The sequence below is a fragment of the Candidatus Stoquefichus sp. SB1 genome (assembly GCF_001244545.1).
In the GTDB taxonomy this organism is placed as follows: Bacteria; Bacillota_I; Bacilli_A; order Erysipelotrichales; family Coprobacillaceae; genus Stoquefichus.
Map to the genome: position 1 here is coordinate 466,844 of NZ_LN852695.1, position 14,269 is coordinate 481,112.

Annotated in this window: 15 protein-coding genes; all 15 read left to right on the forward strand. The window is 28.2% G+C overall.

Features of this window, described 5'->3' with window-relative positions:
- Positions 1-206 precede the first annotated feature (206 nt).
- The 15 genes from BN1865_RS10335 to BN1865_RS10405 all read left to right on the forward strand — a co-directional run bounded on the left by BN1865_RS10335 (position 207) and on the right by BN1865_RS10405 (position 14,237).
- Positions 207-554, forward strand: coding sequence for an N-terminal phage integrase SAM-like domain-containing protein (locus BN1865_RS10335; protein WP_445082210.1), 348 nt, complete (start codon positions 207-209; stop codon positions 552-554).
- Positions 551-1,537 (forward strand): IS30 family transposase, encoded by a 987-nt coding sequence (locus BN1865_RS10340; protein ID WP_050637176.1) that lies wholly within the window; start codon positions 551-553, stop codon positions 1,535-1,537. Before BN1865_RS10335 ends, BN1865_RS10340 begins: the two co-directional genes overlap by 4 nt.
- A gap of 330 nt (positions 1,538-1,867) precedes the next feature.
- Entirely contained in the window at positions 1,868-2,797 is a 930-nt protein-coding gene (locus BN1865_RS10345) for a tyrosine-type recombinase/integrase (RefSeq protein WP_050637177.1), read from the forward strand.
- Positions 2,798-2,857: 60 nt separating this feature from the next.
- Positions 2,858-3,361: a transcription termination/antitermination NusG family protein gene (locus tag BN1865_RS10350; protein ID WP_232780370.1), complete on the forward strand. Its 504-nt coding sequence runs from the start codon at positions 2,858-2,860 to the stop codon at positions 3,359-3,361.
- Positions 3,358-3,855 carry a transcription termination/antitermination NusG family protein gene (locus BN1865_RS10355; protein WP_050637179.1) on the forward strand — a complete coding sequence of 166 codons (498 nt, stop codon included), beginning with the start codon at positions 3,358-3,360 and terminating at the stop codon, positions 3,853-3,855. The genes BN1865_RS10350 and BN1865_RS10355 overlap by 4 nt, the downstream gene beginning before the upstream one ends.
- Positions 3,856-3,981: 126 nt before the next feature.
- Positions 3,982-4,620 (forward strand): NeuD/PglB/VioB family sugar acetyltransferase, encoded by a 639-nt coding sequence (locus BN1865_RS10360; RefSeq protein WP_232780371.1) that lies wholly within the window; start codon positions 3,982-3,984, stop codon positions 4,618-4,620.
- Positions 4,620-5,234 carry a sugar transferase gene (locus BN1865_RS10365; protein WP_050637573.1) on the forward strand — a complete coding sequence of 205 codons (615 nt, stop codon included), beginning with the start codon at positions 4,620-4,622 and terminating at the stop codon, positions 5,232-5,234. Before BN1865_RS10360 ends, BN1865_RS10365 begins: the two co-directional genes overlap by 1 nt.
- Positions 5,231-6,103 carry an NAD-dependent epimerase/dehydratase family protein gene (locus BN1865_RS10370; protein ID WP_050637180.1) on the forward strand — a complete coding sequence of 291 codons (873 nt, stop codon included), beginning with the start codon at positions 5,231-5,233 and terminating at the stop codon, positions 6,101-6,103. The genes BN1865_RS10365 and BN1865_RS10370 overlap by 4 nt, the downstream gene beginning before the upstream one ends.
- Positions 6,100-7,251: a glycosyltransferase family 4 protein gene (locus tag BN1865_RS10375; RefSeq protein ID WP_050637181.1), complete on the forward strand. Its 1,152-nt coding sequence runs from the start codon at positions 6,100-6,102 to the stop codon at positions 7,249-7,251. Before BN1865_RS10370 ends, BN1865_RS10375 begins: the two co-directional genes overlap by 4 nt.
- Before the next feature lie 13 nt (positions 7,252-7,264).
- Positions 7,265-8,386, forward strand: coding sequence for a glycosyltransferase (locus tag BN1865_RS10380; protein WP_050637182.1), 1,122 nt, complete (start codon positions 7,265-7,267; stop codon positions 8,384-8,386).
- Positions 8,361-9,440, forward strand: a complete 1,080-nt coding sequence (locus tag BN1865_RS10385; RefSeq protein ID WP_050637183.1) for a polysaccharide pyruvyl transferase family protein — start codon at positions 8,361-8,363, stop codon at positions 9,438-9,440. Before BN1865_RS10380 ends, BN1865_RS10385 begins: the two co-directional genes overlap by 26 nt.
- A 43-nt stretch (positions 9,441-9,483) precedes the next feature.
- On the forward strand, positions 9,484-10,356 hold the full coding sequence (locus BN1865_RS10390; protein WP_157844117.1) for a WaaS/CpsH family glycosyltransferase: 873 nt from the start codon (positions 9,484-9,486) through the stop codon (positions 10,354-10,356).
- Positions 10,343-11,665, forward strand: a complete 1,323-nt coding sequence (locus BN1865_RS10395) for an O-antigen polymerase (RefSeq protein WP_050637185.1) — start codon at positions 10,343-10,345, stop codon at positions 11,663-11,665. Before BN1865_RS10390 ends, BN1865_RS10395 begins: the two co-directional genes overlap by 14 nt.
- 36 nt (positions 11,666-11,701) lie before the next feature.
- The gene (locus BN1865_RS10400) at positions 11,702-12,838 is read left to right on the forward strand and encodes a Coenzyme F420 hydrogenase/dehydrogenase, beta subunit C-terminal domain (protein WP_050637186.1); all 1,137 of its coding nucleotides are present in this window, start codon (positions 11,702-11,704) and stop codon (positions 12,836-12,838) included.
- The gene (locus tag BN1865_RS10405; protein WP_050637187.1) at positions 12,831-14,237 is read left to right on the forward strand and encodes an MATE family efflux transporter; all 1,407 of its coding nucleotides are present in this window, start codon (positions 12,831-12,833) and stop codon (positions 14,235-14,237) included. Before BN1865_RS10400 ends, BN1865_RS10405 begins: the two co-directional genes overlap by 8 nt.
- Positions 14,238-14,269 lie beyond the last annotated feature (32 nt).

Here is a 14,269-nt window from a genome sequence, read left to right on the forward strand (position 1 = left end):
TTCAAAATATTTCATCTTCTTTTAATCATTAAAAAGCAGGAAAAAACGGAAGTTTCGAACTCATCGGACTTTCCGTTCAAATTTGAGCTTACAAAAAAACAAAAATATATTGTTTTCTATGAGACAACCCTATCTAATTATTAATATCTTCTATTTATTTATAGAAGATAAATTTAATTATGAGAAGGAGAAATGAAAACATGAGTATGAAATATGTATCAGAAGTCGCAGATGAGTGGTTAGAACTAAAGAGGTTATCAGTTAAATATTCAACATTAGTTAAATATGAGGTAGTTGTTAATAATCATATTAATCCCTATTTTCAAAATTGTCCTATTGATCAAATGGATGATGAAATGATTTTAAGTTTTTTTAATATGTTATTTANCTCTCCGTTAGACAGAATGCAAAAAACAAATGTGGTTTGCAGATTGTCTGTAAAAAATCAAGACTCTGTAATAACTGTGAATCTGGTTTATGCAAATACTGCAGCTATGCTAAATGTTCTACTCTCTGCTGTGATTTCCAGGAACTTCCTGAATGCAAAACAATGAAACGTTTCCCATATGTATGCAATGGCTGTGATAAAATCAAGGAATGCCCTTTACCAAAGGTATTCTATAAGGCTTCTACTGCTCAAACTGAATATGAATTTAATGTTTCAGAACACAAAAAAGGTCCTCAATTAAATGCAGTTCAAATGAAGCAGCTTGATAAGATTATCAGTGATGGTGTGAAACGAGGAATAGCCATTGAAGTCATCATAGAAACAAATCATCTTCATATTGCTCCCAGTACTGTCTATCATTACATTGATCTTAACTTATTGGAAGTCAAGAACATCGATCTGAAACGTAAAGTCAGATATCACCAAAGGTATACAATAAAGCCAAAAGCGAAGCCATTAAACTATGATTATTTAAATAATAGACGATTTGATGACTTTACTCAATATCTACTTGAAAATCCTGGAGTAAATATTTGGCAAATGGATACTTTAATAGGTAAAAAGGGAGAAGGCGAAAATACAGTCTTATCTCTTCTCTATACAAAAACAAATCTTCAGTTGTTTTTCAAACTAAGATCAAACTGTGCAGATGAAGTGAATAGAGTTTTTGAAAGAATCAAAAAGCATCTGGGAAGTGATCTCTTCAAGGAAATATTTGAATGTCTGCTTACAGATAACGGAAAGGAATTTTCAGATCCGTTATCAATTGAAGCAGATTCTCAGACTGGCGAAACACTTACACATGTTTTTTACTGCAATCCAGGAAGAAGTGACCAGAAAGGAAAATGTGAAAAGAATCATGAACACTTTAGAGAATGCATTCCTCAGGGTATAAGTTTTAATCCATATATGCATTCAGATATCATAAAGATATCAAATCAGGTAAACAATTATCCCAGAAAAATGTTAGGCTTTCATTCACCATATGAAAGTACAATGTCATTACTCAATAAAAAAGTATTTGAGCTAAATCAGCTTCATGAGATACCCGCTCATAAAGTTACACTCAAATACCCTAGAAAAGTTTAAAATCAAGATAAATCCATACCTTATCCAAGAATGAAAAACGGACTTTTCAGAACAAATTAAAAAAATTTGAGCTGAAACAGAGTTTTTGTGTACTCATTTTCTTGATTTCACACCCTTATTTTATCACACTTTCAAAATATTTCATCTTCTTTTAATCATTAAAAAGCAGGAAAAAACGGAAGTTTCGAACTCATCGGACTTTCCGTTCAAATTTGAGCTTACAAAAAAACAAAAATATATTGTTTTCTATGAGACAACCCTATCTAATTATTAATATCTTCTATTTATTTATAGAAGATAAATTTAATTATGAGAAGGAGAAATGAAAACATGAGTATGAAATATGTATCAGAAGTCGCAGATGAGTGGTTAGAACTAAAGAGGTTATCAGTTAAATATTCAACATTAGTTAAATATGAGGTAGTTGTTAATAATCATATTAATCCCTATTTTCAAAATTGTCCTATTGATCAAATGGATGATGAAATGATTTTAAGTTTTTTTAATATGTTATTTAATCAAAATAAATATGCAAATAGCACATTATTAACAATTAAATATGTATTAAAATCTATTAATCAATATATACAAATTAAATATGGAACTGAAGGTAATCGGATGGAACTCATAAAAATAGTTAAAAAACCAAATCGTGTGACAACTTTAACTAACTATCAAAATAGTCATCTATCCAATTATTGTTTTCATCATTATGAACCCATATCAATAGCTGTTTTAATTGCATTGTATGGTGGTTTAAGAATAGGGGAAATATGTGCACTAAAGTGGGGAGATATTAATGATGATGAAAGTTATATATCAATTAATAATACTATTGAACGCTTAAAATCTAAAGAATCTACACAAAAGAAAACATCCTTAATGATTCTTAATCCAAAAACAACAAGTTCTAAAAGAATTGTTCCAATACCACTATTTCTATTAGAATATATTCAAAACTATCGAAAACAGATTATTATTCATAGTCAAGATGACTATATTTTAACAAATAGTCAACGTATCCCTGAACCACGGACAACACAATATCGTTTTGCCAAATTATGTAGACAATTTGGTTTTTCAATTAAATTTCATTCACTCAGACATAGTTATGCGACTAACTGCGTTATGCAGGAAATAGATACAAAGTCTTTAAGTGAAATATTAGGACATTCAAATGTTGGGACAACTCTGAATCTCTATGTTCATTCCTCATTAGATTTTAAAAGAAAGCAAGTCGCTAAGATTTCAAAATACTAATTTTTACGCAGAATATAAAGTTCTGCGAAATAATAAAACTTTGAAAGGATGAGGTTTAATGTGTTTTGGTATGTAGTTCATGTCAAACTCAATCGTGCTTCAAAATTAGTTCATTTTTTTAATAAACAAGAAGCAACTGTAGCCTTTATTCCGAAAAAAGAACAATGGTTTAACATAAAAGGTGTTAAAGATTATGTTGTTAGGGATTTGTATCCAGATTATGTGTTTATTAAAAGTCAATTAAATAAGGAAGAGTTTGAAAAACAATTTAATAATTTCTTTAAAACTGTTGAAGGTTTTGTGGATTTATTGGAATATGATGAAGTTTATTCTTTGAAAAAAGAGGAACAAGCATTTTTTGAGAAATTATTTGGTGAAGGAGATATTATCAGACATTCTGTTGGTTCTAATGTTAATCATCGATTTAAAGCAAATAGTGGACCATTAAAAGGATTAGAGGATGCTATTGTTAAGGTGAATCGTCATGGGAGATTTGCAACTTTGAAGAGTAGTTTGTTTAATGGTAAATTTACTGTTGCAATTGAGGTTGAAAGAAGCCTATGAATTGGTATGTTCTCTATACACTTAGCCAAAAATCAAATAAGATCATTACAAATCTTAATAGAAAAAAGGAATTGATTGCGTTTATACCTGAATATGAAATCTGTCATCGAAAGACAAAAGAAATAACAATAAAACCAATGTTTAGCAATTATATTTTTGTAAAGACAGATTTAAATCAAAGTGAATTTAATGATTTATTGTTAAAGATGAAAGATGAAAATGATGGTTTAATTAAGCAATTAAAGAATTGTGAAACTTCTGCTTTAAGAGAAAGTGAGATAGAATTCTTTCAAATGATTTTAGATGAACAATATATTGTGAGACTTTCATATGGTTATCAGGAAAATGGAATAACACATGTGACAAAAGGACCATTAAAACCTTTTGAAAAGCATATTGTAAAAGTTGATAAACATAATCAGTGTGCATATCTTGATTTATTATTCTTTGATAGAAGAATTATGTTAGGTATTGATATTAAATGCAAGAATTAAGTGAAGCGCTTGGTAATCCGCCTTCACAGTAATTTGGAACATAGTATGACTTATTTGGGGTAGGGGAAACTATGTCCAAAATTATATATAAGTTGTACTTCACAGGTGAATAACCTGTGTTTTTTTATGTTCAAAAATGAAATGATGAAAAGGAGGGGAATCATTATTAAGAAGTTATTAATTATAGGAAGTGGTGGTCATGGCAGATGCTGTCTTGATATCGCTAGAGATATGAATATCTATGATCAGATTGCTTTTCTTGATGACAATCATGTTCATGAAACTATTAATGGCTGTGACGTCATTGGAACTGTAGATGAAATGTCTTCATACTATCCTGAGTATTCTGATATCTTTATTGCAGTTGGCAATAATAAATTAAGAAAGAAACTATCAATGCAGGCTAAGGAGATAGGCTATTATTGTCCATCGCTTATCAGTCCTGATAGCTATATTTCAAGATATGCAAATATAAATGAGGGAACTGTTGTCTTTCCTCATTCAGTGATTGAGGCTAATGCTAATATTGGTGAGGGATGTATCATTTCATCAAATGTAACTATTAATCATGATGCAGTGATTGAGGACTACTGTCTGATTTATTGCAGTACTGTCATAAGACCCAATACACTTATTGGTTCTCTGGCAATAATAGGAAACAACTGTACTATTATATCAGGTTCCAAGATAAAGGCATGCAGTGATATAAGGGATGGCTCAGTCATAGAGCCGTCAGATAAATACAGTTTTGAGGTGGGAGTATGATCTATAACAAATATATCAAAAGAATGATAGACTTCATTCTGTCATTAATGGGACTTATCATCTTAAGTCCTGTTTTTATCATTCTCTGTATCTGGATAAAGATGGATTCAAAAGGACCTGTTCTTTTTAAGCAGAAAAGATTTGGAAAGAATAAATCCTATTTCAATATCTATAAGTTCAGAACGATGAGAACTGATACACCAAGTGATATGCCAACACATATGCTTTCTAATCCAGAACAGTATATAACGAAATGTGGAAAGTTCTTAAGAAAGACATCACTGGATGAGCTGCCACAGATCATCAATATATTAAAAGGAGAGATGTCTATCATAGGGCCAAGACCAGCTTTATGGAATCAGGAAGACCTGATAGAGAAAAGAGAGCAGTATCATGCCAATGACATCAGACCAGGACTGACAGGCTGGGCACAGATCAATGGCAGAGATGAACTGGAGATAGAAGTTAAAGCAAGGTTAGATGGAGACTACGTTAAGCGTATGTCTTTTTTGTTTGACCTGAAATGCTTCCTTGGAACAATTACATCAGTATTGAAATCAGATGGAGTTGTAGAAGGGGGAACTGGAGAACTTCATAAGGAGGACAGTTTATGAAGAGGATACTGATAACCGGAGCAAACAGCTACATAGGAACATCATTTGAGGAATATATGAAAGAATATGATGACTATCAGCTTGAAACGCTGGATATGAAGAATCCAGAATGGAGAAATCATGATTTTTCCATATATGATACAGTCTTTCATGTTGCAGGGATAGCGCATGCAGATGTTGGACATGTCAGTGAGGAAGTCAGGAAGCTTTATTATAAGGTAAATACTGAACTGACTACTGAAACAGCAATGCATGCAAAGAAGTCAGGAGTCAGACAGTTCATCTATATGTCATCTCTCATTGTGTATGGAGAAAGTGCACCCTTAGGAAAGAAGAAGATGATTACAGCTGAGACAACACCAGAACCAGCAAATTTCTATGGAGACAGCAAGCTTCAGGCAGATATAAAGCTGCAGGAAATGAATGATGACAATTTCAGGGTCTGCATCTTAAGACCGCCAATGATCTATGGACCAGGATGCAAGGGCAATTATCAGATGCTATCAAAAGTTGCGAAGCGATTACCGATATTTCCGGACATCAGAAATGAAAGAAGCATGCTGTATATAGGGAATCTGTGTTCCTTCATTAAGGAATGCATTGATGAACAAAAACATGGAATATACTTTCCACAGAACAGTGAATACATATCGACATCACAGCTGGTCCTTGAAATAGCAAAAGCAAACAACAGAACCATTCATCTGACAAAGGCATTGAATCCAATTGTCTATATAGCATCAAAGATACCAGGGAAGATAGGTGGAATGTGCAACAAAGCATTTGGAAACATGACTTATGAAAAGGAATGTCCAATTAGCAGATATTCAATGAAACAAGGCATTGAGGAAACGGAGGTTGGCAAATGAAAGATAAAGTATTAATCCTGGCTTCAGTGGCTTCAATGATAGATCAGTTTAATATGTCAAACATAGATATTTTAATTTCTTTAGGGTATGAGGTTCATGTTGCCTGTAACTTTGAAAAAGGCAGTACATGTTCGCAGGAGAAAATAGTACAGCTAAAGAAAAAACTTGGAGAAATAGAAGTTAAGTATTATCAGATTGACTTTACCAGATCGGTATTCAATATTTTACAGGATGTTAAAGCATACAGACAGGTAAAAAGAATAATGGTAGAAAATAGCTATAAGTTTATTCACTGTCATTCACCAATTGGAGGAGTCATTGGGAGACTAGCTTGTAAGAGTACACATACAAGGTGTATCTATACAGCACATGGCTTTCATTTTTATAAAGGGGCACCAATAAAGAACTGGATAGTCTTTTATCCAATTGAAAAGTGGCTATCAAAATATACAGATGTTTTAATAACGATTAGCAAGGAGGATTACAATCGAGCAAAAAACAAATTCAAGATGAAACAATTAGAATATATACCTGGGGTTGGAGTCGATATTGAAAAGTTTCGATTAACAGATATTGATCGTGAGAAATATCGAAAACAGCTAGGATTTACAGAAAAAGACTTTTTAATTTTATCAGTAGGAGAACTTAATAAAAATAAAAATCATCAGGTAATTATAAAAGCAATTAAATCTTTAAAGAATAGTAATATTAAATATATTATAGCGGGTCAAGGAAATCTAAAGAGTGACTTAATGCATTATATTGAAGTGCATAATTTGAGCAATCAAGTTAAACTATTGGGTTTTAGAGAAGATATTCCAGAGTTATGTAAAATAAGTGACGTTTTTGCATTCCCGTCATTAAGGGAGGGACTTGGACTAGCAGCAATAGAAGCAATGGCTGCTGGATTGCCTTTAATTACTTCTAATATTAATGGGATAAATGATTATTCAAAATTTGGAAAGACAGGTTACTCATATAATGCAACTGATGTTGAGGGATTTAGTGATGGGATTAAACTATTATTTTTAGATGTGAAGAAGAGAATTATAATGTCTGAATATTGTAAACAAGTTGCTAAAAAATATGATATAAAATTGGTAAATATTATAATGGAAAAAATATATTTAGGATTGAAGTACGAATGAAAGGAGAAAAGTCATGAAAATACTATATTTTATTTATGGTTTAAATATTGGTGGGGCAGAAACGTATATATATAATACAATAAGTCGGCTAAATAATAGTAAATATCATATTGATTTTGTATTACAAAACAAAAAAAATGATAATCATAACTTAATTAATCTTTGCAAAAAAAACAACTCTAAATTGTATTATGTCAGTCCTTTCACAAAATGGTTTTTTCCTCAATTATTTCAATTAAACAAGATATTAAAAAATAATGAATATCAAATAATACATATTCATATGAATTCAATGTTAAATATTATACCCATAATAATGGGAAGACTGAATGGTTTGAAAATAATCATACATAGCCATAGTACACAAAACAACAGTGGACGAATTGTAGGAAAAGCTATTCATTTGTTCAATAGAAAAATGATATTGAATTTTATTAAAACTGTTAATATAGCTTGTAGCGAAAAAGCTGGAATATGGATGTTTGATAAAAGACCGTTTATTTTAATAGATAATGCTGTTCAAATAGATCAGTTTATTTATAGTAAAGATGCTAAAATTAAATTGAAAGAAAAGAATATGATCTATGAGGAGAAAGTAATAGGTCATATAGGAAGATATGTTGATGTTAAAAATCATTTTTTTATTATTAAAGTATTCAACGAGTACATAAAGATACATCCAAATACAAAACTGGTATTGATTGGAGAAGGAGAATTAAAAGAGCAAGTTAATGAGTATATTTCATATTTAGGAATTGAGAAAAATATAATTGAGCTAAATAATCAATCAAATATAAATGAATATTATTCTTTATTTGATTGTTTTTTATTTCCATCAAAATTTGAAGGATTTCCTTTTGTGTTAGTTGAGGCACAAATCGCTGGACTACCGATAATAGCATCGACGAATGTAACAAAAAGTGTTGATTTATTTGGGAAAATTGAATTTGTATCTTTAGAAAATGATATATCAGATTGGGTTAGTAAAATTGATAAATGTTTAAATCAAAATATAAATCGTAATGAAAACAATAAAGAATTAATGGAAAGTAAATATAACATTGATAATTCTGTAAAAAAAATAGAGAAAATATATATGGGAGAAGATTATGAAGATTTATACTATCACATGTAGCAATGCATATAATTATGGGGCTGTATTACAAGCATATGCATTACAGCAATATTTAATTGGAAATGGCAATGTTGTTGAAATAATTGATTATTATCCCCCTTATTTGAGAAAAATTTCAGAAAAATATAGAAAAAATTATTTTTTAAGATTAATAAGAAGTATTTTATATTTTCCTGATTATTTAATGTCAAAAAGAGTCTTTGAAAAATTTAAACAAGAGTATTTAATAACTACATCTAAATGTTACTCTAAAAATGATATAGACAAGTTAGAAAAGGCAGATCTTTACATTGTCGGTAGCGATCAAGTTTGGAATCCAAACATGGAAAATGGACGAGATGAAAACTATTTTTTGAATTTTAATGGTATAAATAAAATGTCATATGCAGCAAGCATAGCTTGCTATGATTTAATTGACCAATATAAAGCGAACTTTAAAGCTTATCTTAAAGATTATAGTTTAGTAACTGTACGTGAAAGGCAAAATGTTCAAACACTAAAAAATATAGGAATTGAATCAGAGTATGTTCTTGATCCTGTTTATTTGCTATCAAAAACTGAGTGGAAGAAACTATGTAAAATTGAATACACAGAGAAGTACGTTCTGGTTTACGCTTTGCATCATATTCAAGAAATATACAATTATGCAAAAGAACTAGCAAAATCTATAGATGCAAAAGTATATGTAATAAATGTTGAAATAAAAGAAAAACTTCGTGGAAATGATAAGTTTTTCTGGAATCCTGATGTAAATACATTTCTTTCATTAATTGATAATTGTGAAGCTATTGTTTCAAACAGTTTTCATGGTATTTCTTTTGGGCTTATTTTTGAAAAACCGGTTCATATTTTTGATACAGAAAAAAATGATTTAAGAATAAAAAACATTGTTGAAATATTTAATCTAGAAAACCGTTTAATTGATTTAGAATACCCAAATATACTAGATAATAGTATTCAAGTCGAGGGGCAAAAAATAATAGGAGAAGAAGCAAAACGTTCAAAGCAAATATTATTAAATGGAATTAATGAGGTATGTAAGAGAAATGAGTAAAGTATTGATGCTATGGCCTGATATTACTGAAGATATCCCAAAAATGATAGATAAAAACTATCATGAGATAGTCGATATAAAAAATTTATATAACACTAAATATAGTGGGAAGATAAGTAGAACAGTTAGAAAAATTCTATCTGTGATGAATCTATCAACGTATTTCTTTTTTGATGATTGGGTAAATCGTATGGAAGAATATGATATTATAATAATTCATGCAAATCAAATTAATAGAACTGTTCCTCGTACTTTGAGAAAAAAAGGGTTTGATCACCGAATTATTTATTGGTATTGGAATCCAGTATGTAACTCAATTTCTCCTAAAAAAATAAGTAGAAAATACTGTGAATTATGGAGTTTTGATGTTAATGATTGTAAAAAATATGATATGAAATATAATTCAACTTACTACTTTAATTGTTTAAATGCAATTGAAAATGACGTGATTTATGATATGTTTTTTATTGGAAGAGATAAAGGAAGATATGAAACAATAAGGTGTTTAGAAAGTGAGATTCAGAGTATGGGGTATAGCACAAATTTTATGATAATAAAAGACGCAACAAGTCCATCATTTGGAATGTTTTCCAAATTTTTACCATATAAAGATGTGATAGATTTTGTTAAAAAATCGAAATGTATTGTCGAATTCAATCAGGAAGGACAAATGGGTCTGTCATTGCGTGTTATGGAAGCTATATTCTATGATAAAAAAATTATAACAAATAATCACAGTATAAAAAATGAAGTTTTTTATGATGAAAATAGAATATTTATTATTAATGATTATAATCATAAAGATATAAAAAAATTTATCAATTTAGATTATTGTAAAATAGATGACAGTATAAAAGAATATTATGACTTTAAAAATTGGATTTCGAGATTTGTGAAGGAGGTTGAAAAATATTAATTTATTATTATTACTAATTTCATTATTTATTCTTTTTCTTATATTTCTTTATGCTACAAATTTTGACTTATTATCACCAGTATCACTGTCATGTGCTTCGTTTATGTTTGTAACTTTTATTGCATTTAGTTATAATGGATTTTTCAAAATGGATATTTCTTTTACAACTATAGTATTTATTATTAGTAGTTTAATAGTTTTTTTTATTGGTTTTTTATGTTTTTCACATATAAAATTAAATGTAAAATTATTTAAAAAACGAAAAAATCAAGTATGTGGACTCAATATATCAATCAATGTATCAACATTTATTTTAATATTATTAATAATATCTCTATATTTAAATTATAATAATACTTTACATATAGCTCACCTTGTTAATCCAAAAGCAAATATTTTTAATATGTTAGAATATGCAAGAAATGCAATGATTTATATGGATATAAGAAATAGTTTTTTTGTTTCTTTATTAGGATTTATAAGTATTTCAATAGGATATTTATATTCATATGTAATTATAAATAATTACATAATTCATTATAATGATGTAAAATTAAAAATTTTATTGCAAATAATTATTGTAATTATATCATTAGTAATTGCTAGTTTGAGTACAGGAAGAACATTTTTAATTAAATACATAGTTGTTTGTATTGTAATGTTTATATATTTAAAAAAGATATATTTAAATATTAATAAATATAGTATAGGGGTGTTAATAAAAAATGTAAAAATGATTATCTGTGCATTACTTGTTTTTTTTGTTTCGTTCCAATTGCTAGGAATTACAACAGGTAAAACTGGAAAGAAGTCAACTGTTGAAATGATATATGAATATTCGGGCGCTTCAATTATTGCCTTGGACATTTCTATTAATGAATATAATAATAACTATATAGATGATGGTCGATTCTTTGGTGAAGAATCATTCTATGGGTTTTATGGATTTTTAAATGCAATGGGTATAAAAGTTCCAAATACTATATTACATTTGCCATTTGTAACCACTGGCGAGAATCAAAGAACTAATATATATACTGCACTAAGAACATATCTGTATGATTTTGGATATTTTGGTACATATTTAGTACAATTTATTTTAGGATTAATAATAGGTTTTCTATATTCGCTTTTAAGAAAGAATGCCAATAATCCTGTTTATTTATTATTATATGGGATTATATTATACGGAGTTGCTATGCAAGGTATAGAAGAAATACAATTAAGAAATTTTATGTCTATTACAAATATTTTTACAGTTTTATTTTTTGTCTTATTGTATAATTTATTAATAAAGAAAAAATCTTGATTTTTAGTCTATTATTTTATGAAAGAGGTGAATTAGTTGATAAATCCAAGTCAACATAATTGTACAGGTTGTACAGCTTGTATAATGTCTTGTCCAATTAAATGTATACACATGAAACAAGATGAGGAAGGATTTTTAGTACCAAAAGTTGATGCTGAAAAATGTGTGAAATGCAATTTATGTGATCAAATATGTCCTGAACTAAACAGAAAAAACGTTATTAACATAGGAAAAGTATATGCGTTTAAGAATAATGATTTACATATTAGATTAAATAGTTCATCAGGGGGCGCATTTTTTACAGTCGCTAAATATGTTATTGAAAAAAATGGGATTGTATGTGGTGCATTATTTGACAATAACTTAAAATTAATACATAAATGTGTGAGTTGCCTAGAAGATGTTAAAAAAATGATGGGGTCCAAGTATATTCAAAGTTATATTGGTAATGTTTATGAAGAAATAAGAAAAAATTTAGTGGCTAAAAAAATTGTGTTATTTACAGGAACACCATGCCAAGTAGCAGGACTTAAATCATATTTAAGAAAAGAATATGATAATTTATTGACGATTCAATTGATATGTCATGGAGTACCATCCCCATTATTGTTTGAGAAATATAAAATTTATTTAAAAAACAAGTATTCTATAAAAGAAATAGAATATTTATCTTTTAGAAAGAATAATAAATTTGTAATTACAGTACAAGGAGATGGTCGAAAATTATCGTGGAAAGGTAGTATTGATTTGTATTTGCGACCTTTCATTAAAGGTAAAAACTATAGATATTGTTGTTATTCTTGTCAATATTCAAAAAATCATATTGCTGATATAACAATTGGGGATTTTTGGGGAGTAGAAAAATATTATAAACAATTTTGTGATTCGCATGGCATATCTTTCTTAATGCTTAATACAAGCAAAGGGAAACAAATATTTAATCTTATGGAAAATGTTTCTTTCATTCAATCTAAATATGATATTGCTGCAAAAAACAATAACAATCTTTTAAATCCAACAGTACTTAATAAAGATAGATACATATTTTATAAAGATATCAATGATCCAAATTATATAAAGAATCTAAAAAAATTTGTTCCATTAAAAGCTATAGTAGCTTCAAAATTGCCTAATAGTTTACTGGGATTTTTAAGGATGGAGAAAAATGAATAGGAAAGATTTGTTTAGTAACTTAATTATTGCTCTTTTAGCTCAAGGTATTTCCATGATTTTGAGTTTTTTTATTTCATTTATCTTACCTAAAATGTTATCTGTAGAGTTTTTTTCATATTGGCAATTATTTATTTTTTACACTTCCTATGTAGGTTTTTTTCATTTTGGAATAAATGATGGTGTATATCTAAGATATGGTGGTAAGGAACTATCAGATATGAATACAAATTATATTGGAGGACAGTTTAAGATATTATTTGTTATACAGTGTATAATAATTTTAATCAGTATAATACCCTTGCTATTACTTGATATAGATGGAAATAGATTGTTTATAATTGTAATTACACTTATTTATATGGTTATTTTTAATTTATCTAATTATCTTGGTTATATATTTCAAGCAGCTAATAAAACTAAATGGTATTCCTACTCTGTTATAACTGATAAAGTGTTTTTTTTGGTATCAATCATAGTGCTTTTTGTATTAAATGAGTCTCATTATAAAATTTATATAGTATTTTATTTAATAGGCAAAATATTATGCTTGTTGTTTTGTATGTTGAAATCAAAAGAGTTGATAAATAATAAAATATCAAATTATAGTGGCATAATACAAGAATTGAATGAGACAATGAGGGTAGGTATTAAAATTACAATTTCATCTATGGCTAGCATGCTAATTTTGGGTATTGGCAGATTTCTAATAGATAATCATTGGGGAATCGAAATATTTGGTAAGATATCCTTTGCATTATCTTTAACTTCTTTTGCTTTAGCTTTTATAGCACAAGTTAGTATGGTTTTTTTTCCAATACTTAAAAGAATTGACATTAGTACTCAAAAAATTGTATATGAAACAATGAGAATAATGTGTTTTGCATGCATGCCATTGATTTATATTGTCATTATTCCAGCTAAAGAAGTATTAAATATCTGGCTACCACAATATGCAGATAGTATGTTATATTTATCAATATTATTACCTATATGTGTTTTTGATGCAAAAATGAATATGATTTTTAATACATATTTTAAAGCATTGAGGAAGGAAAAAATTTTACTTTTTATAAATCTTTTCGTGTTTATTTTAAGTTGTATTTTAAGTTTGGCAGGTGTATATATATTTAATTCATATATGCTTATTCTTATTTCAATGGTATTTTGTATTATGGTAAGGAGTTCAGTTTCAGAAATATATTTAGGCAAAGTATTAAATTCACTTGATATTACTATAATGATTTATGAGCAAATTTTAGCACTTGTGTTTGTAATTATATCTTTGAATTTTAACTCAACTGTTTCCTTTATTGTAGTAATAGCATTATATCTGATTGAGATTGTACTTTTCAGAAGTACAATTTTTATAACTATTAAAAGATGTTTAAAATTTAAGTAAGGTAAAACATTTTTATAATTACAGGAGGTGAA